Source organism: Pseudomonas kermanshahensis (assembly GCF_014269205.2).
Classification (GTDB): Bacteria; Pseudomonadota; Gammaproteobacteria; order Pseudomonadales; family Pseudomonadaceae; genus Aquipseudomonas; species Aquipseudomonas kermanshahensis.
The window spans coordinates 4,217,688-4,242,876 of the sequence record NZ_JABWRY020000001.1; the positions used below are offsets into that span (position 1 = coordinate 4,217,688).

A 25,189-nucleotide genomic window follows, 5' to 3' on the forward strand; every position below is an offset into this window, starting at 1 on the left:
ATCAGGCCTTGCGGGTCAGCGCGACGTCAGTGCGGCTACCCAACCGGCTCATCCACACCGACGCCAGAATCACCGCGCCTCCAATAAGCAACCGCCCCAGTGGCTCGTGCTGGTTCCAGATCAACAGGTTGAGCAACAGCCCCACCGGCACATGCAGGTTGTTCATCACGGCCAGCGTCGCCCCGGAAACCAGGCACGCGCCCTTGTTCCACCAGTACAAGCCCAGCGCGGTCGGGCACAACCCGAGGAACAACAGCACCAGCCATTGCACATCGGTGCTGGGCAGGTGCTGGGCATTGCCGAACAGCAAAAACGCCGGCAGCACGACGATCAAGGCCCCGAGGTAGAAGTAGCCGAAGCGCTTGTAGTGCGGCAGGTCGCTGGGGTTTCGGGCGATCAGGTGACGGTACAGCACCTGGCCGGCGGCATAGGTGAAGTTGGCCAGTTGCAGCAGCAGGAAGCCGATGAAGAACTCACCACTGATGCTGTCGAAACGAATCACCGCGGCTCCCGCCACGGCCACCAGCGCGGCCAGCAAGGCCCATGGGTTGAAACGCCGGTTCAAGGCATCTTCGATCAGGGTCACGTGCAACGGCGTGAGGATGGTGAACAGCAGCACTTCTGGCACGGTGAGCACGCGAAAGCTCAGGTACAGGCAGACATAGGTAATGCCATATTGCAGCGCACCGATCAGCAGCATCGAACGCATGAAGCGCGGCTCGACCTGGCGCCAGCGGGTCAGCGGCAAGAACACCAGGCCTGCCAGCAGCACCCGGGCGAGCACGGCAAAGTAGCTGTCGACGTGCCCAGCCAGGTACTCGCCGATCAGGCTGAAGGAAAACGCCTGAATCAGCGCGACGATAATCAGGTAGCCCATGGTTGCCTCTCGTGGATCAAGGCGGCGACCTTAGCGGGTTGCGGGCAATCTGTTCAACCCTGCGGAATGTGGGGGCTGAGTTTTTGTAGGAGCGGCCTTGCGTCGCGAAAGGGCTGCGTAGCGGCCCCAGATTTACGCTTCACCTCAAGCACGATGGGGCTGCTTTGCAGCCCTTTCGCGACACAAGGCCGCTCCTACAATTGATCGCATGGGCCGCAGGCATAAAAAAGCCCGGCCATCAGGCCGGGCAGGTACACCCAAAGGAGCAAAAACAGGTGTCAGGGTTGGGAATTCGTTGACGCTCAGGCCACCGCAGCCAGCTTGGCCTTGGCCTTGGCCTGGTTGATGCCCTTCTCGTGGAAGTCGCCGCTCATGTTCAGGCCTTCGGCATGGATGAAATTCACATCGTGAATGCCGATGAACGCCATCACCTGGCGCAGGTAGGGTTCCTGGTGGTCGCTGGTGGCGCCGGCATGAATGCCACCGCGGGCGGTCAGGACGATGGCGCGCTTGCCAGTCAGCAGGCCCTGCGGGCCGGTCGGGGTGTACTTGAAGGTGATGCCGGCGCGCAGCACGTGGTCCAGCCAGGCCTTGAGGGTGCTGGGGATGGTGAAGTTGTACATCGGCGCAGCCATCACCAGCACGTCGGCCGCCAGCAGTTCATCCGTCAGCTCATTGGAGCGGGCCAGTGCTTCGAGTTCGGCGGCACTGCGCTGCTCTTCGGGCTTCATCCAGCCACCGAGCAGGTTGGCATCCAGGTGCGGCACCGAGGTCACAGCCAGGTCACGTACGGTGATCTCATCGCTCGGGTGAGCGGCCTGCCATTGCTGGATGAAGTCGCGGGTCAGTTGACGGGAAACGGAATCCTGCTGGCGGGCGCTGCTTTCGATGATCAGTACGCGGGACATGGGGTGCCTCCATCGGCAAAAAGGGTGCGATTCGATGGAGGTGAGATTAAGGCTTGACCTATCGATAAAAAAGCGTAAAAAGTGGGTTCAATCAATCGATTAATCCGTTTATTCCGCTGTACAGTTCACGCTGATCCGCAATTTGATGATCTGGCGATTGAACTTGGCGGTGACGTCGACGCTTTTACCCGCCGGCACGTTCACCCGGCGCACCCGCGGCGCTTCCGGGCCGTTGCGGAACATCACCTTGCAGGCTGCAGGCACCTGCCCATAGTTGTTGAGGGTGATGGCGCCAATGTCGTAGGCGGTATCGTAGGCCGTGTAGTCGAGCTTGACCCCATCCTCCAATTGCTTCTCCACATCGATGGGGTAAGCCATGGCACCGAGGGGCAGGCACATCAGTATTGCCGCACAACATTTCTTCATGGGGCGCTCTCCTTGGAAGAGCGCAGCTTAGGACAACAGGAGCGAAACATGAAAGCGCCGCGCGTAACCCTTGATCAGTGGCGAACACTGCAAGCAGTGGTCGATCACGGGGGGTTTGCCCAGGCCGCCGAGGCGCTGCACCGTTCGCAGTCGTCGGTCAGCTACACCGTGGCCCGCATGCAAGAGCAGCTCGGTGTTCCGCTGCTGCGCATCGATGGGCGCAAAGCGGTGCTCACCGAGGCTGGCAACGTGCTGCTGCGCCGCTCACGCCACCTGGTCAAACAGGCCAGCCAGCTCGAAGACCTTGCCCATCACATGGAGCAAGGCTGGGAAGCCGAGGTGCGCGTGGTGGTCGACGCCGCCTACCCCAGCGCCCGGCTGGTTCGTGCGCTGAGTGCGTTCATGCCGCAAAGCCGCGGTTGCCGGGTGCGTCTGCGTGAAGAGGTGTTGTCGGGCGTCGAGGAAGTGCTACGCGAAGGCATCGCTGACCTGGCCATCAGCAGCTACAGCATCGGCGGCTACCTGGGCGCCGAACTGAGCGCGGTAGAGTTCATCGCCGTTGCCCACCCCGAACACAGCCTGCACCGCCTGGGCCGTGAAATTACCTTCCAGGACCTGGAAAGCCAGCTGCAGGTGGTGATCCGCGACTCTGGCCGCGCCCAACCGCTGGATGTCGGCTGGCTGGGCGCAGAACAGCGCTGGACCGTCGGCAGCTTGGGCACCGCCACCACCTTCGTCAGCAGCGGCCTGGGCTTTGCCTGGCTGCCGCGGCACATGATCGAGCGCGAACTGCGTGAAGGCGTGCTCAAGCCGTTGCCGCTGGATCAGGGTGGCAGCCGTCACCCACTGTTCTACCTTTATTCGAGCAAAGAGAAGACCCTGGGCCCGGCTACGCAGATTCTCATCGACCTGCTGCGCAACTTCGACACCGCGCCTCTGGACGTGCCCTTCGCAGCCCCCCCACAAGCCTGAGAGGACCGCGCCCATGGCCTATTTCGAACACGAAGGATGCTTACTGCATTACGAGGAATATGGCCAGGGCGAACCCTTGGTGCTGCTGCATGGCCTGGGCTCCAGCTGCCAGGACTGGGAGCTGCAGATACCGCTGTTGAGCCGCCACTACCGGGTCATCGTCATGGACATTCGCGGGCACGGCCGCTCCGACAAACCCCGCGACGGTTACCAGATCGCCACCTTCAGCGAAGACCTGCTGGCCCTGCTCGAACACCTGCAGACCGGCCCGGTGCACTTCGTGGGCCTGTCGATGGGTGGGATGGTCGGCTTCCAGTTTGCCGTCGATCACCCGCGCTGGCTGCGCAGCCTGTGCATTGTCAACAGCGCCCCAGAGGTGAAGCGCCGCACCCGCAGCGACTGGGCCTGGTGGGCCAAGCGTTGGGGCCTGGCACGCCTGCTCAGCGTCGAGACCGTGGGCAAAGGCCTGGCCCAGCGCCTGTTCCCCAAGCCCGGCCAAGCTGACCTGCGCCAGAAGATGGCGCAGCGCTGGGCACGCAACGACAAGCGCGCCTACCTCAAAAGCTTCGACGCCATCGTTGACTGGGGCGTGCAGGAACGCATTGGGCAAATTCGCTGTCCCACGCTGGTGATTGCCGCCGACCACGATTACACGCCGATACATCTGAAAGAGCGCTACGTAGCCCTGATGCCGCAGGCCAGGCTGGTAGTCATCGACGATTCCCGGCACGCTACGCCCCTCGATCAACCCGAGGTCTTCAACCAGACCCTGCTGCAGTTTCTTGCAGCTGCTTCCACCTCTCAAGGATCTTTGAGCCCATGCTGAAAAAACTCCTGCTCACCGCCTGCTCGGTCGCCTTCGCCACCAGCGTCATGGCGTCCGACAAGACCCCTCACGTGTTGCTGGACACCAGCTTCGGTCAGGTCGAAATCGAGTTGAATGCCGAGAAGGCGCCGATCAGTACCAAGAACTTCCTCCAGTACGTCGACAGCGGCTTCTACAACAACACCATCTTCCACCGCGTGATCCCGGGCTTCATGGTCCAGGGCGGCGGCTTCACCGACCAGATGGTGCAGAAGAGCACCCAGGACCCGATCCGCAACGAAGCCAGCAATGGCTTGCTGAACACCCGCGGCACCCTGTCCATGGCCCGCACCTCGGACCCGAATTCGGCTACCAGCCAGTTCTTCATCAACGTGGCTGACAACGACTTCCTCAACCCAGGCCGTGACCGTGGCTATGCCGTGTTTGGCAAGGTGACCAAAGGAATGGAAGTGGTCGACCAGATCGTCAACTCACCGACCACTGTGAAAAAGGGCATGCGCGACGTGCCGGCCGATCCGGTCTATATCAAGTCCGCCAAACGTATCGACTGAATGCAGGTTTCACAGGGACGTGAACCCGCCTGAAGGCCGGACCAACAGGAGTGTTGTCACCCATGCTGTACCGCCGTTTCGAACGACTTATCGACATTTTTCGCGAGGCACCGAGCGAAGCACCGCCGAGCACGGTGTGGCCGTTCTACCTGTATTACCTGCGCCAGGTCTGGCCAAGCTTCGCCGCCCTGCTGGTGGTCGGCCTGGTCGCTTCGTTGATCGAGGTGGCGATGTTCAGCTACCTGAGCCGTATCATCGACCTGGCCCAAGGCACGCCCAATGCCAACTTCTTCAGCGAACACAGCGGTGAGCTGATCTGGATGCTGGTGGTGATCCTGCTGCTGCGCCCGCTGTTCTTCGGCCTGCACGACCTGCTGGTGCACCAGACCATCAACCCGGGCATGACCAGCCTGATTCGCTGGCAAAACCACTCCTATGTGCTCAAGCAGAGTCTGAACTTCTTTCAAAGCGACTTCGCCGGGCGTATTGCCCAGCGCATCATGCAAACCGGCAACTCGCTGCGCGATTCGGCGGTACAGGCAGTGGATGCCCTGTGGCACGTGCTGATCTATGCCGTCAGCTCGCTGGTCCTGTTCGCCGAGGCCGACTGGCGCCTGATGCTGCCACTGTTGGCGTGGATCGCCTGTTACATCGCCGCGCTGTTCTACTTCGTGCCACGGGTAAAGGCGCGCTCGGTAATTTCGTCCGACGCACGCTCCAAACTGATGGGGCGCATCGTCGACGGCTACACCAACATCGCCACCCTCAAGCTGTTCGCCCACACCGACTACGAACAGCAGTACGCCCGTGAGGCGATCCGCGAGCAGACCGAAAAAACGCAACTGGCCTCGCGGGTGATCACCAGCATGGACGTGGTCATCACCACCCTCAACGGCTTGCTGGTGGTCGGCACCACCGGCCTGGCGCTGTGGCTGTGGAGCCAGTCGCTGATCACCGTGGGGGCAATTGCCCTGACCACCGGGTTGGTGATCCGCATCGTCAACATGTCGGGCTGGATCATGTGGGTGGTCAACGGCATCTTCGAGAACATCGGCATGGTCCAGGACGGCCTGCAGACCATCGCCCAGCCGGTCACCGTCACCGACAAGCCCAATGCGCCGGCATTGAAGGTGAGCCGTGGCGCGGTGCATTTCGACGATGTGGACTTCCACTACGGCAAAGCCAGCAACGTGATCGAAGGGCTCAATCTGAACATCCGCCCGGGCGAAAAGATTGGCCTGATCGGCCCTTCTGGCGCGGGCAAATCGACCCTGGTGAACCTGCTGCTGCGGCTGTATGACGTGCAGGGTGGGCGCATCCTCATCGATGGCCAGGACATTGCCGAAGTGAGCCAGGCCAGCCTGCGTGCGCAGATTGGCATGATCACCCAAGACACCTCGCTGCTGCACCGCTCGATCCGTGACAACCTGCTGTACGGCCGCCCAGAGGCCAGCGAAGCGGCACTGCTTGAAGCCGTACGCCGCGCCCGCGCCGACGAGTTCATTCCGCAGTTGACCGACGCCCAAGGGCGTACCGGCTTCGATGCGCATGTGGGCGAGCGTGGAGTCAAGTTGTCTGGCGGCCAGCGTCAACGTATCGCGATTGCGAGGGTGCTATTGAAGAACGCACCGATCCTGATCATGGACGAGGCCACTTCAGCGCTGGACTCTGAGGTTGAAGCCGCGATCCAGGAGAGCCTTGAGACACTGATGCAGGGCAAGACCGTGATCGCCATCGCCCACCGGCTTTCGACCATTGCCCGGATGGACCGGCTGGTGGTGCTGGACAAAGGGCATATCGTCGAGAGTGGCAGCCACAGTGAGTTGCTGGCGCAGCAAGGGTTGTATGCGCGGTTGTGGCATCACCAGACCGGCGGGTTTGTTGGGGTGGATTGAGATGAGCGGTTGCCTGCGCCGGCCTCTTCGCGGGGCAAGCCCGCTCCCACAGGTTCATCACTGCCCGTAAAACCAGTGATGCACCTGTGGGAGCGGGCTTGCCCCGCGAAGAGGCCGGGGAAAGCGACATAAAATTCAATCCCTGCGGTAAGGCAACATCCCCCGCGCCTCTTCGGCATACCCCTGCACCCCTTCCCGCTCCTGCAACAAAAACCCTTCCACCGCCCGCCGCAACCCGGGATGCAGCAGGTAATGCCACGACCGCGTCAGCACCGGCTCGAACCCTCGGATCAGCTTGTGCTCACCCTGAGCCCCCGCATCGAACCGCTGCAAGCCTTCAGCAATGGCAAAGTCCATGCCCTGGTAGAAGCACGTCTCAAAGTGCAGCCGGTCGAACTCATCCAGGCATCCCCAGTAACGGCCATACAGGCTGTCACCGCCCACCAGGCTCAGGGCCATGGCCACGTCACGCCCGCCTTGCCTGGCCATCACCACCCGCAGCGCCTCGGGCATGCGCTCGGCCAGCAGGCTGAAGAACTCACGGGTCAGGTACGGCGCGCGCCGGCGTACTGCATAGGTGTTGGCGTAGCACAGGTAGACGAAGTCCCACTGCGCCTCATCCAGTTCATCACCCCGGTACCACTGAAAGTCGATGCCCTGCCCGGCCACTTGCTCGCGCTCTTTGCGCATCTGCTTGCGCTTGCGCGAGCTGAGCGTGTCGAGAAAGTCCTGGAAGTCCCGATAGCCTCGGTTGCGCCAGTGGAACTGGCAACCCAGCCGCTCCATCCAGCCTGGCAAGCCGGCCATCTGCTGGTCCAATGCCGGGTCGGTGAAGTTGATGTGCGCGCCAGAAAGCCCGCCCTTGCCCAGGTACTCGGGCAATGCTTGCAACACCAGCAGGCCATCGGCGGGGTCGGCGGCCAGCAGGCGCGGGCCACTGACCGGGCTGAACGGCACGGCGCCCAGCAGCTTGGGGTAGTAGGCAATGCCTGCCCGCTCACAGGCATCGGCCCAGCCGTGGTCAAACACGTATTCGCCAAACGAATGCCACTTGCGGTAGGCCGGCAGCACGGCGCGTACCTGCCCTTCACGCTCCAGCACCAAGTGCTCGGCAGCCCAGCCAGTCGCGGGGGCAACGCTGCCACTGTCCTCCAGGGCGGTGAGAAAGGCGTGGCGCAGAAACGGTTGGCCCGCAGGCACCAGGGCATCCCAGGTGGCCGCCGGAAGATCACGCAGATGAGCAAGGCTGTACAGGCTAGTCACGGTTTCGACTCGCTATCTTGAGGCCCTCAGTATCCCGGAAGAATGGCCCATCACTCAAATGACGATCACCTGGCCAATCCGTTCATTGCCGATTACTTAACAACAGTGCCACTAATTAGACATTAATCTGTCATTCCCCCCCGCAATACTTGCGCCTGTTTTCCGGAACCCCAGAACCTGTCTATTCAGGCCCTTTCCGAAGACATGCCAACACAGGGGCGGGCGCTGAGCCTCCCCCATTTTTTTCTAGTAGGGAGAACCTTATGCGTCTTGTTTCCACACTTACCGGAGTGAGCCTCACCGGCATGATGCTGGCTCTGAGTACTCCGGCCAGTGCTGCTGTCGACGCCAAGCTGCTCGAAATGCTCCGCGCCAATGGCTCGATCAACCAGGCGCAGTACAACGAACTGCAAGGCGATCTGGCAAAAGAGACCAAGGAAAAGGCCGACCAGAAAGCGCAGTCCGAGCGTATGAGTTCCTTTGAACAAAAAGTGGCATGGGCCGCCAAGACCCAGATCAAGGGTGATGTGCGCCTGCGTTACGAAGACGTCAACGTTGACGACCCGAACAGCAGCAGCGGCAACCAGGACCGCCAGCGCGTCCGCGCCCGTGTCGGCTTCTACAGCGAAATCAACCCGCAAGTCGATGCTGGCGTGCGTATCGCCACCGGTAGCAGCGCCGACCGCCGCTCGACCAACCAGAGCTTCGACAACTATTTCGACAAGAAATCGCTGTGGGTCGACCTGGCCTACCTCGACTGGCACCCGACCGCAGTGCCAAACCTGCACCTGATCGGCGGCAAGATGCCACAGCCGTGGGTGAGCATGGGCGATATCATCTGGGACAGCGACATCAACCCGGAAGGCGTGGCCGCGACCTACAAGGCTGACCTGGGCGGCGCCGAAGTGTTCGCAAGTGCCGGTCAGTACACCCTCAAGGACAACGTCGACGGCGACGGCGTGCAGTACAAGCACGATGCGCAGGTCTACCATGGCCAGCTGGGCGCCAAGTTCGCCCCTGCCGACGTGATGAAGGTCACTGTAGGTGCGAGCATCTATGGCTACGACAACGACAAGGAAGCGGCCATTCTGCAGTCGTTCGGCAACACCACCAATGAGTTCAACCTGGTGGAAGGCTTCGGTCAGCTCGACTTCACTGGCTTCGCCATCCCGCTGTCGGCCTACGGCCAATACGTGAAAAACACCGAGAGCACCGATGGTGAAGACCAAGCCTGGCTGGCCGGTCTGAAAACCAAGGTCGGCGCTTGGAGCCTGGACTACAACTACCGCGATGTTCAACGTAACGCCGTGGTCAGCCTGTTCACCGACTCCGATTTCGGCAACGGCTTCACCGGCTCTCGCGGCCACAAGTTCAAGGTCGGTTACGAGATCGACAAGAACTTCTCGCTGGGCGCGGCGTACCTGATGGCCAAGACCGATTTGTCGCAGTTGCCGAACAGCAATGCTGACGTAGACACGCTGCAGGTAGACCTGGAAGCCAAGTTCTAAGCAACCGCTTCACTGCTTCACTCAAGGCGGGAAATGCCGACCCCATCCGGTATTTCCTGCCTTTTTTTGTCTGTGACATTGTAGGGGGCCGCTTTGCAGCCCATTCGCAGCGCAAAGCTGCGCCTACAGGTGCGGTTCGCGTTCCCCTGTAGGAGCAGCCTTGCGCTGCGAATGGGCCGCAAAGCGGCCCCGGCAATCAGCGTTTGCGCAAAATCACGCTACCCACCGAATACCCCGCGCCAAACGAGCTCAGCACGCCCACCGCACCCTCGGCCAGGTCATCCTGGTACAGGTGGAATGCAATCACCGACCCGGCCGAACTGGTGTTGGCATAACGGTCCAGAATCACCGGTGCCTCTTCCTCGGTGGCTTCACGCCCCAACAGCTTCTTGACGATCAAGTGGTTCATGCTCAGGTTGGCCTGGTGCAACCAGAAGCGCTTGACGTCGCTCGGCTGCAGGTCATTCGCTTCAAGGTGCTCACCGATCAGCTCAGCCACCTTCGGGCACACTTCACGGAACACCTTGCGGCCTTCCTGGATGAACAACTTGTCCGCAGCACCTTCCCCCTCCTCCGCCGCGCGGTTGAGGAAGCCGAAGTTGTTACGGATGTTGTTGGAAAACCCGGTCCACAACTTGCTGCTGACAATCTCGAACTGGTGCTTCGAGGTGGCCTGGTCGGCACGCTCGATCAGCACGGCGGTGGCGGCATCACCGAAGATGAAGTGGCTGTCGCGGTCGCGGAAGTTCAGGTGGCCGGTGCAGACCTCGGGGTTGACCATCAGTACCGAACGCGCCTGGCCCAGCTGCACGCTGTTGGCGGCGGTCTGGATGCCGAAGGTGGCTGACGAGCAGGCCACGTTCATGTCGAAGGCAAAGCCCTCGATGCCCAATGCATTTTGCACTTCGATGGCAATGGCCGGGTATGGGCGCTGCAGGTTGGAGCACGCGACGATCACACCATCGACATCGGCAGCGGTACGGCCCGCACGTTCAAACGCCTGGCGAGCAGCGGCCACAGCCATTTCACACAAAATCGACGGCTCGTCATTGGAGCGCTCTGGCAGGCGTGGCTTCATGCGTTGCGGGTCGAGGATGCCGGCCTTGTCCAGCACGAAGCGGCTCTTGATGCCCGAGGCCTTCTCGATGAAAGCGGCGTCGGACAGCGGCGCTGCCTCGACCTCGCCGCGCTCGATGGCGGCGGCGTTGTCGTGGTTGAACTGCTGCGCCCACGTGTTGAAGGACTCCACCAGTTCTTCGTTGGAAATGCTCTGGGCCGGGGTATACAGGCCGGTGCCGCTGATCACGACGTTATGCACGGTCGTTCCTCTGGTCAAAGGCCATCGCCACGGGGCGCTGGCTGGAAAATGCGTAATAGCACTTTAGTGCCAACTCGAAGGCGAGGGCGTTGCCCTCGTTCGCAGGTAAACCCGCTCCCACAGGGGCCGCCAGGCGACCCCAAATTGCATCAATATTGCCACATCTTCTGCGGTTTAGGCTTCCACCTGACTCCACTGTTTGCTGAGACGCTTGTCAGAAATCGGCACTTTGGTACCCAACTGCTGAGCGAACAACGACACCCGATATTCCTCCAGCAACCACCGGTACAGCGTCAGTTGCTCATCACGCTTGCCCTCCTGGGCGTGCTTGTCGGCACGTGCCTTGTACTGGGCCCAGAGGTTTGCCAGCTCGCCACTCCAGACGCGGTCCTTCTGCACCTGCGAGCCGAGCTTCTCCAAGCGTAACTCCACGGCCTTGAGGTAACGCGGCAACTCCTTGAACCAGGCGCCCGGGGTTTCGCGAACGAAACCCGGGTACACCAGGTTGGCCAGCTGTTGCTTGATGTCGTTCAGCGCCACCGCCTGGCTCAGGTCGATCTTGCCTTTGAAGCGCTTCTGCAGCCCGTGCCACAACTTGAGCACTTCCAAGGTCTGGCGCGCCAGGCGCTCAGCGTGCTCGGCCCAACTGCCACGTTTGCGCTCGGCCAAGCCGGCCAAGGCCGCACCGTCGCGCGGCAGCGGGTGTTCACCCTCGAGGATGCAGCTGTCCAGGCTGGCCAGCAGAATGTCTTCGACCAGTGCCTCGACACGGCCCAGCTCGCGGTACAGCAAGCCCAGTTCGGTCAGCCCAGGCAGCTTGCCACGCAAAAACTTGGCAGGCTCCGCCAACTGCTGCAGTAACAGGCGCTGCAAGGCGCGACGGTGCTGGAACTCGGCTTCGGCCTGGGTCGAAAAACGCCCTTCGCGCACGGTGCCGTTTTCGTCCACCAGCGCCGGGTAGACGGTCATCGACAGGCCGGCGATCTTCTGCTGGGTGCTCTGCGCCACTTCACTGAAGGCCTTGGCCTGCACCGGGCGTTCGGCGTTCTCGCTGCGTGGCACGGCCAGTGCGGCCTGGCTGGCGGCGACAAAGCGTGCGGTCAGCTCGGCCAGGTCGCGGCCTTCGCCGAGGAACTTGCCCTGGCCATCGACCACTTCGATGTTCATCCGCAGGTGGCCTTCGACCAAGTTGACCGATTCTGCCCAGGCCTCTTCGGACACACGCGCACCGGTCATGCGCAGCAGCTCCTGGCCCAAGGCCTGGGGCAACGCGCCCTGGCCGAAGGTCATGCGCGCCAGCGCGGCCTTGACGAAGTCCGGTACCGGCACGAAATTCTTGCGCAGAGCCTTGGGCAGGTTGCGCACCAGCGCCACGCACTTGGCTTCGATCAGGCCCGGCACCAACCATTCCAGGCGCTCGCCCGGCAGGCTTGGCAACAGCGGCGCCGGTACGCGCACGGTCACACCGTCGCGGGGGTGGCCCGGCTCGAAGTGGTAGGTCAACGACAGGCGCAAGTCCCCTACCTGCAGGCTGTCCGGGTACTGCGCCGCGGTGACTTCGCTGGCTTCACGCGCCAGCACGTCTTCTTCGCGCATGATCAGCAGGTTGGCGTCCTTCTGGCTGGTCATGCGGTACCAGGCATCGAAGGTCGCGGTCTGGTGGATTTCCTCGGGCAGGCGCGCTTCGTAGAACGCGTAGAGGGTCTCTTCATCGGCGAGAATATCGCGCCGACGGGCCTTGGCCTCCAGTTCGTCGAGCTGTTCGAGCAGGCGTTTGTTGGCCGCCAGGCACTTGGCCCGCGACTGGATCTCGCCGCCCACCAGCCCCTCGCGGATGAACAGCTCGCGGGAGGTCACCGGGTCGATCGGGCCAAAGTGCACCGGCCGGCGCCCCACCAGAATCAGCCCATACAAGGTGATCTGTTCATAGGCCACCACTTGCCCGCGCTTTTTCTCCCAGTGCGGTTCGAAGTGGTTCTTCTTGACCAGGTGGGTGGCCAGCGGCTCGATCCAGTCGGGCTCGATCTTGGCAACCATCCGCGCATACAGTTTGGTGGTCTCTACCAGTTCGGCAGCCATGACCCACTGCGGGCGCTTGCGGCCCAAGCCCGAGGACGGGTGGACCCAGAAACGCCGCTGACGGGCACCTTGGTAATCGCCCTCTTCCGTCTTCTGGCCGATCTGGCTGAGCAGGCCGCTGAGGATGGCCTTGTGCATCCGCTGGTAATCGGACGGTTCCTTGTTGACCGTCAATTGCAGGTCACGGCAAATCAGCGCCAGCTGGCGGTGGGCATCGCGCCATTCGCGCAGGCGCAGGTAATTGAGGAAATTCTTTCGGCACCAGTTACGCAACGGGTTGGCCGTCAACGCCTGGCGCTGTTCTTCAAAGCCACGCCACAGGTTGACCAGTGCGGCGAAGTCGGAATCGACGTCCTTCCACTGAGCATGCGCCTGGTCGGCCGCCTGCTGGCGCTCCGGCGGCCGCTCGCGCGGGTCTTGCACCGACAGGGCGCTGGTCACGATCAACACTTCCTGCAGGCTGCCCTGGCGTGCGCCTTCAAGCAGCATGCGGCCCAGCCGTGGGTCGATCGGCAAGCGCGCCAGCTGTCGCCCAAGCGGGGTCAACTGGTTCTCGCGGTTGACCGCCGAGAGCTCCTGCAACAGGTTGAAACCGTCGCTGATGGCCTTGCCATCCGGCGGCTCGATGAACGGGAATGCGTCGATCGCACCCAGGCGCAGGTGCAGCATCTGCAGGATCACCGCCGCAAGGTTGGTGCGCAGGATCTCAGGGTCGGTGAACGCCGGCCGGCCGTTGAAATCCTCTTCGCTGTAAAGGCGTACACAGATGCCCGGTTCGACCCGGCCGCAGCGGCCCTTACGCTGGTTGGCGCTGGCCTGCGACACCGCCTCGATCGGCAGGCGCTGGACCTTGGCGCGGTAACTGTAGCGGCTGATGCGGGCGGTGCCGGTGTCGATCACATAACGAATGCCCGGCACGGTCAGCGAAGTCTCGGCGACGTTGGTGGCCAGGATCACGCGGCGCCCGGTGTGCGACTGGAAAATGCGCTGCTGCTCGGCGGGCGACAGGCGCGCATACAGCGGCAGAATCTCGGTATGGCGCAGTTGCGCCTTGCGCAAGATCTCGGCGGCGTCGCGGATTTCCCGCTCGCCCGGCAAGAAGATCAGCACATCCCCAGGGCCCTTGGCCTCGCTGCGCTCATGCTGCGCCAGTTCGTCCAGGGTGGCGAGGATCGCCTGGTCGACGGTGAGGTCTTCCTCGATCTGGTTGCCTTCCTCGTCCTGCTCGCTGGTCAGCGGGCGGTACCAGGTTTCGACCGGGAAGGTGCGCCCCGACACCTCGATGATCGGCGCGCCATCGAAGTGCTGGGAGAAGCGCTCAAGGTCGATGGTCGCCGAGGTGATGATCAGCTTCAGTTCCGGGCGGCGGTGCAGCAGGGTCTTGAGGTAGCCGAGCAGGAAGTCGATGTTGAGGCTGCGTTCGTGAGCCTCGTCGACGATGATCGTGTCGTAGCGTTCGAGGAAGCGGTCGTGCTGGGTTTCGGCCAGCAGGATGCCGTCGGTCATCAGTTTGACCAGGGTATTGGCATCACTCTGGTCCTCGAAACGCACCTGGTAGCCGACCAGCCCGCCCAGCGGCGTGCCGAGTTCTTCGGCGACACGGGTAGCGACGCTGCGCGCAGCGATACGGCGTGGCTGGGTGTGAGCGATCAGGCCATGGCTACCGCGCCCCAACTCGAGGCAGATTTTCGGCAACTGAGTGGTCTTGCCCGAGCCGGTCTCACCGGCAATCACCAGCACCTGGTGCTCGGCCAGCGCCTTTTTGATCTCGTCACGTTTGGCAGCAATCGGCAGGCTGTCGTCGTAGCGCACGGTTGGCACGCTTTGCTGGCGTGCAGTGACCTGCGCGCAGGAGGCCTGGACCTTTTCCACCCACTGGGCGAGCTTCGCTTCGTCCGGGCGTTTGCGCAGCTCGTGCAGTTGCCGACGCAGACGGTGGCGGTCGGCGATCATGGCGTGGTCGAGGTTTTTCAGGAGCTGGTCGATGGCTTGGTCTGTCATGGGGCTTTTTAGTGATGCAGGTGAGCCTGCTTTTTCATGATCGGCATTTGAAGAGGCGCGATTGTCGCAGATTTGAGGGTTCTTTGCTGTCCGCGCTGGCCGCACCTTTGTGTGTGGAGCAGCCTTGTGCTGCGAAGAGGCCGGTGACAACAAAGGTGATGTCGGTTGCTATCACCGGCCTCTTCGCAGCACAAGGCTGCTCCTACAACGATCAGGCGGGCGCGCTATGTTTAGTGAAGGCTGATGTAAAGGTTGCCATTCACTGCTTTAATCAACCTTACGCCGCATGTGAGTATCAAAGGCATGACTCCCGCCCAGCCTATCGCCCCACCGTCGTCCCGCCCTTCGCTGCCGAAGGCCAGGAGCCGTGCTGGGGAAAATCCGCTGGTCCACATCATCCTCGCCTTCTGGGCTTTGTGGCACTGCCGTCACGCGCGCCCACCGGACACTTCGCTCACGCCATTGTGACCCAACCCGGCCACCGCCTGGCCGTTTGACTCAACTGGGCCGCCAGCATGCGCGGTGGCCCTGTGCGCCCGTGAGCGAATTCATCATGCACTTTGCACCCGTAGAGCACGCCAGCCAATTCCTGGCCGACAACCCCGATATCGAGCTGTTCGAGCTGTTCATCCTCGACGCCAATGGCGTCCCCCGCGGCAAGCTGCTGCACCGCGAGGAACTGCTGGCGGTCTACCAGACCGGCCGCCCGCTGCCCAGCACCATCCTGGGCCTGACCCTCAATGGCGATGACGTCGAAAACTCTGGCCTGGTCTGGGACGTTGGCGACATCGACTGCCGCGCCTACCCGCTGGAAGGCAGCTTGGTGCGCCTGCCCTGGCGGCGCGTACCCACCGCTGCCGTGCAGGTCAGCATGCACCCCAGCGAAGGCCTGCCGGCGAGCATTGCCGACCCACGCCATGTGTTGCTGCGCACTGTCGAAGCGCTCAAGGCCGATGGCTACCACCCGGTGATGGCGTGTGAACTGGAGTTTTACCTGCTCGACCAAAAACGCGATGCACAGGGCCGCCCGCAGCCGGCTCTGGACAACGACGGTGGGCGCCCGCGCAGTACGCAGGTGTATGGCCTGCGTGAACTGGAACAGATCGAGCCCTTCCTCGCCGACCTTTACGCCGCGTGCAAAGCCCAGGGTATCCCCGCCCGCACGGCGATCTCCGAGTACGCACCTGGCCAGGTGGAAATCACCCTTGAGCACGGCGATGCGCTGCTGGCCATGGACCAGGCCGTGCGCTACAAGCGCCTGGTCAAAGGCGTGGCCCATGCGCATGGCATGCAGGCTTGTTTCATGGCCAAACCCTTTGCACAACTGGCCGGCACCGGCATGCACATGCACCTGAGCCTGGCCGACAGCGCCGGCAACAACCTGTTCGCCAGCGAGGACAAGGCCGGTACGCCGTTGTTGCGCCAAGCGGTGGCCGGCATGCTGCGCTACCTGCGCGATTCGCTGCTGCTGTTTTGCCCCAATGCCAACTCGTTCCGCCGCTTCCAGGCCAACAGCTACGCGCCACTGGCGCCCACCTGGGGCGTCGACAACCGCACGGTCAGCCTGCGCGTACCGGGCGGCCCGGCCAACAGCCGACACGTGGAGCACCGCATCTGCGGTGCCGATGCCAACCCTTACCTGGCCGCAGCGGCCATCCTCGCCGCCAGCCACCGCGGCATCCGTGAACAGCTGGACCCCGGCGCCCCCGTTGAAGGCAACGGCTATGCCCAGGCCACCGAGCACTTGCCCACCGACTGGCTGACCGCCCTGGATGCCCTGCAGCATTCGGGCTGGGCCCGGGAGGCACTGGGCGCTGAATTTCTTGGGGTGTACCTGAAGGTCAAGCGCGCCGAATACCGCCAGTTCATGGCCGAAGTCAGCGAACAGGACTGGCGCTGGTACCTGCACCAGGCCTGAGCCCCATTCATAACAAGGAACACCCATGAACGCAGCATTGAACAAGGGACCGGCCCAACGCGCGCCGTCCTATTACAGCGCCACCCTCAATGACCACACGCAGTACCCGACCCTCAAGGGCACCGTGCACGTCGACGTGGCCATTATCGGCGGTGGGTTCACCGGCGTTGCCACCGCCGTGGAATTGGCCGAGCGCGGCCTGAAGGTGGCCATTGTCGAAACCAACCGCATCGGCTGGGGCGCCAGTGGGCGCAATGGCGGCCAGGTGACCGGCAGCTTGTCGGGCGACGAAGCCATGCGCACGCAGATGCGCGATCGCCTGGGCAGCGAGGTGGATGATTTCATCTGGCACCTGCGCTGGCGCGGGCACCAGGTCATCGAACAACGGGTGGCACGCTACGGCATCGACTGCGACCTCAAGCGCGGCCACCTGCATGCCGCGATGAAGCCGTCGCACTTGAACGAACTGCGCGGTTTCGCGGCCGAGGCGGAGCGTCGCGGCATGGGCGATCAGGTCGAGATGCTCGACCGCAGCGCCATGGCCCAGCACCTGCAGAGCCCGCTGTACCTGGGTGCCTTGAAAAACCGCCGCAACCTGCACCTGCACCCGCTCAACCTGTGCCTGGGCGAGGCCCGCGCCGCCCACAGCCTGGGCGCGTTGATCTTCGAGCATTCAGAGGTGCTGGACATCGTCCACGGCCCGCGCCCGGCAGTGGTGACCGCCGAGGGGCGCATCGAAGCCCGCCAGGTGATGCTGGCCGGCGATGTCTACCACAAGCTGGAGCAACGCACGCTCAAGGGCAAGATTTTCCCGGCCATGGGCGGCATCGTTACCACAGCGCCGCTGGGTGAACTGGCCGAGCAGATCAACCCGCAGGACCTGGCGGTGTATGACTGCCGCTTTGTCCTCGACTATTACCGCCTGACCGCCGACAAGCGTTTGCTGTTTGGCGGCGGCGCCAACTACTCCGGGCGTGATTCACGCGACATCGAAGGTGAACTACGGCCCTGCATCGAACGCACCTTCCCGGCGCTCAAAGGGGTGCCGATCGAGTTCCAGTGGAGTTGCGCCATGGGCATCGTGGTCAACCGCATCCCGCAACTGGGCAAGCTCTCGGACAATGTCTGGTACTGCCAGGGTTACTCCGGGCATGGCATTGCCACCAGCCACATCATGGGCGAGATCATGGCCGAAGCGCTGACCGGGACACTGGAGAAGTTCGACACCTTTGCGCAGTGCAAGCACGTGCGGGTGCCGATGGGGGACTTGCTGGGGAATCCGCTGTTGGCGGCGGGGATGTGGTACTACCAGATGCTCGAGAAATTGCGCTGATTTCACCGGCCCTTTCGCGGGCAAGCCCGCTCCTACAGTGAGATACCTGTAGGAGCGGGCTTGCCCGCGAAAGGGCCAGCAAAGCCAGCCCAGAATCCAGGCTCAAGCGATCTTCTTGAGCCCTTGCTTCTTCAGCTCTTCATCGCGCAACTCACGGCGCAGGATCTTGCCCACGTTGGTGGTCGGCAACGTATCGCGGAACTCGATGTAGCGCGGCACCTTGTAGCCGGTGACATTGGCGCGCATGTGCTCCATCACCTGCTCCTTGGTCACGGTCATGCCCGGCTTGACCACGATGAACACCTTGATCACTTCGCCCGACTTTTCGTCCGGCACGCCGATGGCCGCACACTGCAGCACACCTGGCAGGCCGGCCAGCACGTCTTCCAGCTCGTTGGGGTACACGTTGAAACCGGAGACCAGGATCATGTCCTTCTTGCGGTCGACGATGCGCATGTAGCCGTCCGGCTGGATCAACGCGATGTCGCCGGTCTTGAGCCAACCCGCGCTGTCGAGGATTTCGGCAGTGGCGTCTTCGCGCTGCCAGTAGCCCTTCATCACTTGCGGGCCCTTGATGCACAGCTCACCCACCTCGCCCAGCGGCAGTTCATTGCCACTGTCGTCGATGACCTTGCACAGCGTCGAAGGCACCGGAATACCGATGGTGCCAATCTGGTTCGCCTCGGACGGGTTGACGGCCGCCACCGGGCTGGTTTCGGTCATGCCGTAACCTTCGCAGATGGCGCAACCGGTAACGGCCTTCCAGCGCTCGGCCACGCTCAATTGCAGGGCCATGCCGCCAGACAAGGTGATTTTCAGCGCAGAGAAGTCCAGCGCGCGGAACCCCTCGTTGTTGCACAGGGCGACGAACAAGGTGTTGAGGCCAACGAAGCCGCTGAATTTCCACTTGCTCAGCTCTTTGACCATCGCCGGCAAATCACGCGGGTTGCTGATCAGCACGTTATGGTTGCCGATCAGCATCATTGCCATGCAATGGAAGGTAAAGGCATAGATGTGGTAAAGCGGCAGCGGCGTGATCAGGATCTCGCAGCCTTCATGCAGGTTCGAACCCATCAGCGCCCGGCATTGCAACATGTTGGCCACCAGGTTGCGGTGGGTCAGCATCGCGCCCTTGGCCACGCCCGTGGTACCGCCGGTGTATTGCAGCACGGCGACATCGTTGGGTTGCGGGTTGGCCTCGGTGACCGGCTGGCCCTTGCCCAGCGCCAGGGTGTCGTTGAAGCGCACGGCACGCGGCAGGTCATAGGCCGGCACCATCTTCTTGACGTACTTGATCACACTGTTGATCAGCAGGCGCTTGAGCGGCGGCAGCAGGTCGGCCACTTCGGTGACGATGACATGCTTGACCTGGGTCTTGGGCACTACTTTTTCGGCCAGGTGGGCCATGTTGGCCAGGCACACCAGCGCCTTGGCACCGGAATCGTTGAACTGGTGCTCCATCTCCCGCGTGGTATACAGCGGGTTGGTGTTGACCACGATCAGCCCTGCACGCATGGCGCCGAATACCGCTACCGGGTATTGCAGGACGTTTGGCAGTTGCACGGCAATGCGATCACCCGGTTTCAGGTCGGTGTGTTGCTGCAGCCAGGCGGCAAACGCCCCCGACAGCGCATACAGTTCGCCATAAGTGATAGTCTTGCCCAGGTTGCTAAAGGCCGGTTTGTCGGCAAAGCGTTGGCAGGATTGCTTGAGTACCGCCTGGATATTGGGGAATTCGTCAGGATTGATTTCCGCCGTAATCCCGGCTGGGTATTTATCCTTCCAAAAATGTTCGATCATGGAAGCCCACTCCTTCAGCAACAGCGAAGTTCGATTCACGCGTCGATGCGCTTATTATTGATATGTGATGGCGGCTCATTGCAAACCGGATCATCTGAAAGCGGCCCGAGAGTAACAGCTTTGCCAGGGGTCGCCTAGAGGCCAAAACAGGCCTCACGGTCACAAAAATGACTCAATGAACGATACAAGTCATTTTTAGAGTATTTATCCAAAATGTCACAAAACGGGCCAAAAGGCCCGTTCCAGAGGTGTCCTGCATCGCTGTCAGGCGATATCACGCAACTCGCGCCGCAGGATCTTGCCCACCGGGGTCATCGGCAGCGACTCGCGCAGCACGATGTGCTTGGGCACTTTGTAGCCGGTGAAATTGGCCTTGCAGTACGCCTTCAGCTCATCGACGCTCAAGCCGCCCTCGCGCGGCACCACGAACAGTTTCACCGCCTCGCCAGAACGCTCGTCCGGCACACCGATGGCCGCGCAGTTGGCCACCTGCGGATGGCCCATGATCACGTCCTCGATCTCGTTGGGGTACACGTTGAAACCCGAGACGATGATCATGTCCTTCTTGCGGTCGACGATGCGGGTGAAGCCGTCCGGGTCGATCACCGCGATATCACCCGTCTTCAGCCAGCCTTGTGCGTCCAGGGTCTGCGCGGTGGCCTCGGGTTGCTGCCAATAGCCCTTCATCACCTGCGGGCCCTTGATGCACAGTTCACCCCGCTCGCCCAGCGGCAGTTCGTTGCCGTCGTCGTCGATTACCTTGAACGCCGTGCCTGCCACCGGGATACCCACCGTGCCCAGACGCGCCAACTGGCCATAAGGGTTGGTACTGGCGACCGGCGAGGTTTCGGTCAGGCCATAACCTTCGACGATGCGGCAGCCCGTGAGGCTCTCCCAGCGCTCGGCGGTGGCCTTGACCAGCGCGGTGCCACCGGAGTTGGTGACCTTCAGCGCAGAAAAATCCAGTTGCCGGAAGCCAGGGTGGTCCATCAGCGCGACGAACAGCGTGTTGAGCCCCAGCAGGCCGGAAAAACGCCACTTGCCCAACTCCTTGATGAAGCCGGCAATGTCCCGCGGGTTGGTGATCAACACATTGTGGTTGCCGGTGACCATCATGCACATGCAATTCGCGGTAAAGGCATAGATGTGATAAAGCGGCAGCGGCGCGATCATCACCTCCTGGCCTTCTTTGATCATCTTCTGCCCGTCTGGCCCGTGCTGCGAGAAACACGCCAGCACTTGGAGCATGTTGGCCACCAGGTTGGCATGGGTGAGCATCGCGCCCTTGGCCAGGCCGGTGGTGCCGCCGGTGTATTGCAGCACGGCGATATCGTCCAGGCTCAGCGGCACCGGCTTGTGGCTCAGCGAGCGGCCCTCGCGCAGCACCTGCTTGAATGACACCGCCTGGGGCAATTGATAGGCCGGCACCATCTTCTTCAGCTTGTCGACCACGGTGTTGATCAGCCAGCCCTTGGCGGCGGGCAGCAGGTCGCCCATCTTCGCCTCGATCAAATACTCGATACCGGTATCGGGTAGCACCTCCTGCACGCGCTTGCCGAACATGTTCAGGTAAACCAGCGCGCGGGCGCCGGAGTCCTTGAACTGGTGGCGCATTTCACGCTCGGTATAGAGCGGGTTGGTGTTGACCACGATCAGCCCGGCACGCAACGCGCCGAAGACCGCAATCGGGTACTGCAGGACGTTGGGCATCTGCACGGCGATGCGGTCGCCCGGTACCAGGTCGGTGTGTTGCTGCAGCCAGGCGGCAAAGGCTGCCGAATGGCGTTCCAGCTCGGCGTAGGTCAGGGTCACGCCCAGGTTGCTGAACGCCGGGCGGTCGGCGAAGCGCTTGCAAGAGCGCTCGAACACCTCGACGACGGAGGTGTAGGCATGGATGTCGATGGTGGAAGGCACGCCCACCGGGCGCTTGTCATTCCAGAAGTCGGCTTGCATTTATTATTGTTCCTCTGCCTGGACCTGCTGCGGGAGGTGTAGCGGGTCGTTTAGTCCTTTGACCTGATCGCCAATGGCAAACAGGCGTTTAACCGACGTTAGCAGGTAAGCCCAAGGCGGCATATACGCCAAGCTCCGCCATTAACATTGTGAATCTTATTTGTGCCCTTCCTGCAATCCAGCCGGTTGCGCATACACTGTGCTCGTACTCCCGCGCAAAGGACCGGCCATGCCCCACGACGCCTTCTGGCTGCCCGCCAGCGAGCATTGCAGCCTATACGTACACCAATGGCTGCCGGCCACGCCGGTCAAGGCCGTGGTGCTGCTGGCCCATGGCATGGCTGAGCACGCCGGGCGCTACCAGCGCCTGGGCCATGCGCTGAGCGAGGCCGGCTTCGCCCTGTTCGCCCCCGACCTGCGCGGCCACGGGCGCACCGCCGAGCTGGGCAGCCTCGGCCTGTTCGCCCGCCATCATGGCTGGAATGCCGTGGTCAATGACCTCGGCTTGCTCGCCCAGCACATCGGCCAGCAATACCCCTGCACGCCGCTGTTCCTGTTCGGCCACAGCATGGGCAGCTACATTGCCCAGGCGTACCTGCTGCACCACAGCGCCAGCCTGCACGGGGCGATCCTCAGCGGCTCGAACTTCCAGCCCGCGGCGCTGTACCGCGTGGCGCGGCTGATCGCCCGGGTCGAGGCCTGGCGCCAAGGGCCGCTGGGCAAGAGCGCGCTGATCGAGTGGCTGTCGTTCGGCTCGTTCAACAAAGCCTTCAAGCCCAACCGCACCGCCTTCGACTGGCTGAGCCGCGACCCTGGCGAAGTGGACCAGTACGTGAATGACCCCCTGTGTGGCTTTCGCTGCAGCAACCAGTTGTGGCTCGACCTGCTGCAAGGCTTGGCGCAGATCAGCCAGGCAAGTAACCTCGCGCAGATCGATCCGAACCTGCCCCTGCTGGTGATTGGCGGTGAATGTGATCCGGTCAGTACCGGCAAGCGTCTCACCCATCTGGCCGACGCGTTACGCGCGACCGGCAACCAGCATGTACAGCTGCGCATCTACCCAGAGGCACGGCACGAAGTGCTCAACGAAACCAACCGTGACGAGGTCACCGCCGATATTCTCGGCTGGCTCGAACAGGCGCTGGCCCTTGGCCGCCCTGCGCGCAGTGAATGATAGCCGCCCTCGCCCACCGCTTAAGGAAGCCCCGATGTCCCAGGTCACCAACACGCCTTACGAAGCCCTTGAAGTCGGCCAGACAGCCACCTATGAAAAGTCTGTGGAAGAACGTGACATCCAGCTGTTCGCCGCGATGTCCGGTGACCACAACCCGGTGCACCTGGATGCCGAGTTCGCGGCCAAGAGCATGTTCCGTGAGCGCATTGCCCATGGCATGTTCAGCGGCGCGCTGATCAGTGCGGCGGTGGCGTGCACGCTGCCTGGCCCTGGCACCATCTACTTGGGCCAGAAGATGAGCTTCCAGAAGCCGGTGAAGATTGGCGACACCCTGACCGTGCGCCTGGAAATCCTCGAGAAGCTGCCGAAGTTCAAGGTGCGGATCGCCACCAATGTGTACAACCAGAACGATGAGCTGGTGGTCGAGGGCGAGGCCGAGATCCTGGCGCCGCGCAAGCAGCAGACGGTCGAGCTGGTATCGCCACCGAATTTCGTGGCCAGCTGATTTCAGCGCGGTTTCCTCGCAAGGCCCGCCCCTTGATTGAGTGGGAGCGGGCTTGCCCCGCGAACACCGGCGAAGCCGGTGCCCTGCACCCCGTGCCCCCTTCGCGGGGCAAGCCCGCTCCCACAAGGGCAGTATTGCCCGCTCATTTCAGTGCCTGGAGCCGCCGCTCGATATGCCGCCGCTCCGGCGCCTGCCGGGTCAACGCCAACGCCTGCTGCCATGCCGCACGGGCCTCTTCGACATGGCCCAGTTGAGCATGCAACTCTGCCCTTGCCGCATGCGCCAGGTGATAGTCGTGCAGCTCACCCGCCGCCAGGATCGCTTCAACCGCCGCTAACCCCACCTGCGGCCCATCCCGTTTCGCCAGCGCCACTGCCCGGTTGAGCGCCACCACCGCCGACGGCCAGTGCCGTTGCAACACGTCGTACAGCCCGACGATCTCGTCCCAGTCCGTGTCATCCGCCGTGGCCGCCTCGGCATGCACCGCGGCTATGGCCGCCTGCACGGTATAGGCGCCATAGCTGCGGCTTCGCAGGGCATGGCGCACCAGCTCACAGCCTTCTTTGATGCGCTCACGGTCCCACACGCTGCGGTCCTGCTGTTCAAGCACCACCAGGTTGCCCTGCGCGTCGATGCGCGCACGCTGCCGCGATGCCTGCAACAGCATCAGCGCCAGCAAGCCGATCACCTCCGGGTCTGGCAACAATTGCCCCAGCAGGCGGCCGAGCCGGATCGCTTCGTCTGTCAGGTCCTGCTGCAGCAAGGCGTCGCCGGACGAGGCCGAATAGCCTTCGTTGAACACCAGGTAAATCACCCGCAACACGCTCTCGAGGCGCTCGGGCAACTCATCGAGCGCCGGCACCTGGTAGGGGATGCCCGCGTCGCGGATCTTGGCCTTGGCGCGCACGATGCGTTGGGCGATGGTTGCCGGGCTTTGCAAAAACGCCCGGGCAATCTGCTCGGTGGTCAGGTCGCAGACCTCGCGCAGGGTCAGCGGCACCTGCGCGTCGGCGGCCAAGGCCGGGTGGCAGCAGGTAAAAATCAGCCGCAGGCGATCATCGCTGAGCAACGCTTCTTCGCTGGGGTCTTGCACCTGGCCTTCCAGCAGCATGATCAGGTCCGCCTGAGAGCGGTCGAAGCGGGCACGTCGGCGCAACGCATCAATGGCCTTGAAGCGGCCGGTCGACACCAGCCATGCCCGAGGGTTAGCGGGGATACCATCGCGCTGCCAGCGCTCAACAGCGATGAAGAACGCATCGTGCATGGCCTCCTCGGCCAGGTCGAAGTCGCCCAACAAGCGGATCAAGGTCGCCAGGATGCGCCGCGAATCGCGACGGTACACCGCCTCGACTTCGGCGCGCACCTGCGCCAGCCCTGCCATCAGTCCGGCATCCGCTGGGTCACCACCTCCACCAGGCGGTCCAGGCTTTCTCCCCAGCCTTGGTGAAAGCCCATTTCCTCATGGGCTCGGCTGTCGGCGGCGCTCCAATGCCAGGCGCGGGCGGTGTAACGGGTCTTGCCGTGCTCCTCGTCGAAGGTCACCACAGCGGTCATGAACGCTTTGTCAGAAGGTACCCAGCCCGGCCCGAAGGCGTCGGTAAACACCAGGCGCCTCGGCGCGGCAATCTCCAGGAACACGCCCTGGGTCGGGTACTCGGTGCCATCCGGGGCCCGCATCAGGGTGCGGAACAGGCCACCGACCCACAGTTGCATTTCGCATTCCGGGGTGGTCATGCCGTGCGGCCCCCACCATTGCATCAGCCACTGGGGCTCGGTCCAGGCGCGGAACACCTTGGCCGGGGGCGCGTCGATCAATCGGCTGATGGACAACTCGTGCTGCGCTTGCGCAGGGTGTGCAAGGCTCATGCTGGTGGTTCTCCGT

General features: G+C 62.8%; 19 protein-coding genes. 9 read left to right on the plus strand and 10 right to left on the minus strand.

Going from position 1 to position 25,189, the window contains the following annotated elements; all coding sequences use genetic code 11:
- Position 1 precedes the first annotated feature (1 nt).
- From HU764_RS19020 to HU764_RS19030, 3 genes are all read right to left on the minus strand, one after another.
- Entirely contained in the window at positions 2–877 is an 876-nt protein-coding gene (locus tag HU764_RS19020; RefSeq protein WP_186681928.1) for a carboxylate/amino acid/amine transporter, read from the minus strand.
- Positions 878–1,179: 302 nt separating this feature from the next.
- Positions 1,180–1,785, minus strand: a complete 606-nt coding sequence (locus HU764_RS19025) for an FMN-dependent NADH-azoreductase (protein WP_186704188.1) — start codon at positions 1,783–1,785, stop codon at positions 1,180–1,182.
- Positions 1,786–1,893: 108 nt separating this feature from the next.
- Positions 1,894–2,211: a 3-phosphoglycerate kinase gene (locus HU764_RS19030; protein WP_099430150.1), complete on the minus strand. Its 318-nt coding sequence runs from the start codon at positions 2,209–2,211 to the stop codon at positions 1,894–1,896.
- Positions 2,212–2,259: 48 nt separating this feature from the next.
- Between HU764_RS19030 and HU764_RS19035 the strand changes: the two genes are divergently transcribed.
- From HU764_RS19035 to HU764_RS19050, 4 genes are all read left to right on the plus strand, one after another.
- Positions 2,260–3,183 carry a LysR family transcriptional regulator gene (locus HU764_RS19035; protein ID WP_027593141.1) on the plus strand — a complete coding sequence of 308 codons (924 nt, stop codon included), beginning with the start codon at positions 2,260–2,262 and terminating at the stop codon, positions 3,181–3,183.
- Positions 3,184–3,196: 13 nt separating this feature from the next.
- Entirely contained in the window at positions 3,197–4,009 is an 813-nt protein-coding gene (locus HU764_RS19040; protein ID WP_027593142.1) for an alpha/beta fold hydrolase, read from the plus strand.
- Positions 4,003–4,560 (plus strand): peptidylprolyl isomerase, encoded by a 558-nt coding sequence (locus tag HU764_RS19045; RefSeq protein WP_186681932.1) that lies wholly within the window; start codon positions 4,003–4,005, stop codon positions 4,558–4,560. Before HU764_RS19040 ends, HU764_RS19045 begins: the two co-directional genes overlap by 7 nt.
- Positions 4,561–4,622: 62 nt before the next feature.
- Entirely contained in the window at positions 4,623–6,455 is a 1,833-nt protein-coding gene (locus HU764_RS19050) for an ABC transporter ATP-binding protein (RefSeq protein ID WP_027593144.1), read from the plus strand.
- Positions 6,456–6,590: 135 nt separating this feature from the next.
- On the opposite strand, the gene HU764_RS19055 is transcribed toward HU764_RS19050, so the two are convergent.
- Positions 6,591–7,718: a GNAT family N-acetyltransferase gene (locus tag HU764_RS19055; RefSeq protein ID WP_099430153.1), complete on the minus strand. Its 1,128-nt coding sequence runs from the start codon at positions 7,716–7,718 to the stop codon at positions 6,591–6,593.
- A gap of 263 nt (positions 7,719–7,981) precedes the next feature.
- Between HU764_RS19055 and HU764_RS19060 the strand changes: the two genes are divergently transcribed.
- A complete protein-coding gene (locus HU764_RS19060; RefSeq protein ID WP_099455012.1) occupies positions 7,982–9,226 on the plus strand; it encodes a putative porin in 1,245 nt (414 codons plus the stop codon).
- A gap of 196 nt (positions 9,227–9,422) precedes the next feature.
- Here HU764_RS19060 and HU764_RS19065 read toward each other — a convergent pair whose 3' ends face one another.
- Together HU764_RS19065 and hrpA are read right to left on the minus strand one after the other, a co-directional pair.
- Positions 9,423–10,544, minus strand: coding sequence for a beta-ketoacyl-ACP synthase III (locus HU764_RS19065; RefSeq protein WP_186704189.1), 1,122 nt, complete (start codon positions 10,542–10,544; stop codon positions 9,423–9,425).
- A gap of 174 nt (positions 10,545–10,718) precedes the next feature.
- A complete protein-coding gene (hrpA, locus tag HU764_RS19070) occupies positions 10,719–14,624 on the minus strand; it encodes an ATP-dependent RNA helicase HrpA (RefSeq protein WP_186704190.1) in 3,906 nt (1,301 codons plus the stop codon).
- Between the two features lie 553 nt (positions 14,625–15,177).
- On the opposite strand from hrpA, the gene HU764_RS19075 reads away from it, so the two are divergent.
- Positions 15,178–16,542: a glutamine synthetase family protein gene (locus HU764_RS19075; protein WP_099455886.1), complete on the plus strand. Its 1,365-nt coding sequence runs from the start codon at positions 15,178–15,180 to the stop codon at positions 16,540–16,542.
- 25 nt (positions 16,543–16,567) lie between these two features.
- On the plus strand, positions 16,568–17,875 hold the full coding sequence (locus HU764_RS19080) for an NAD(P)/FAD-dependent oxidoreductase (protein WP_186681938.1): 1,308 nt from the start codon (positions 16,568–16,570) through the stop codon (positions 17,873–17,875).
- 102 nt (positions 17,876–17,977) lie between these two features.
- Here the strand turns inward: HU764_RS19080 and fadD1 are convergent, their stop codons facing one another.
- Both fadD1 and fadD2 read right to left on the minus strand, forming a co-directional pair.
- A complete protein-coding gene (gene fadD1 / locus HU764_RS19085; protein ID WP_186704191.1) occupies positions 17,978–19,675 on the minus strand; it encodes a long-chain-fatty-acid--CoA ligase FadD1 in 1,698 nt (565 codons plus the stop codon).
- A gap of 264 nt (positions 19,676–19,939) precedes the next feature.
- The gene (fadD2, locus tag HU764_RS19090) at positions 19,940–21,628 is read right to left on the minus strand and encodes a long-chain-fatty-acid--CoA ligase FadD2 (RefSeq protein ID WP_186681942.1); all 1,689 of its coding nucleotides are present in this window, start codon (positions 21,626–21,628) and stop codon (positions 19,940–19,942) included.
- A gap of 229 nt (positions 21,629–21,857) precedes the next feature.
- On the opposite strand from fadD2, the gene HU764_RS19095 reads away from it, so the two are divergent.
- The gene (locus HU764_RS19095) at positions 21,858–22,802 is read left to right on the plus strand and encodes an alpha/beta hydrolase (protein ID WP_186681944.1); all 945 of its coding nucleotides are present in this window, start codon (positions 21,858–21,860) and stop codon (positions 22,800–22,802) included.
- Between the two features lie 34 nt (positions 22,803–22,836).
- The gene (locus tag HU764_RS19100; RefSeq protein ID WP_099430159.1) at positions 22,837–23,307 is read left to right on the plus strand and encodes a MaoC family dehydratase; all 471 of its coding nucleotides are present in this window, start codon (positions 22,837–22,839) and stop codon (positions 23,305–23,307) included.
- 142 nt (positions 23,308–23,449) lie between these two features.
- Here HU764_RS19100 and HU764_RS19105 read toward each other — a convergent pair whose 3' ends face one another.
- Both HU764_RS19105 and HU764_RS19110 read right to left on the minus strand, forming a co-directional pair.
- On the minus strand, positions 23,450–24,688 hold the full coding sequence (locus tag HU764_RS19105; protein ID WP_186681946.1) for an RNA polymerase sigma factor: 1,239 nt from the start codon (positions 24,686–24,688) through the stop codon (positions 23,450–23,452).
- Positions 24,688–25,173 (minus strand): SRPBCC family protein, encoded by a 486-nt coding sequence (locus tag HU764_RS19110; RefSeq protein WP_027593156.1) that lies wholly within the window; start codon positions 25,171–25,173, stop codon positions 24,688–24,690. Before HU764_RS19110 ends, HU764_RS19105 begins: the two co-directional genes overlap by 1 nt.
- Between the last annotated feature and the right edge of the window lie 16 nt (positions 25,174–25,189).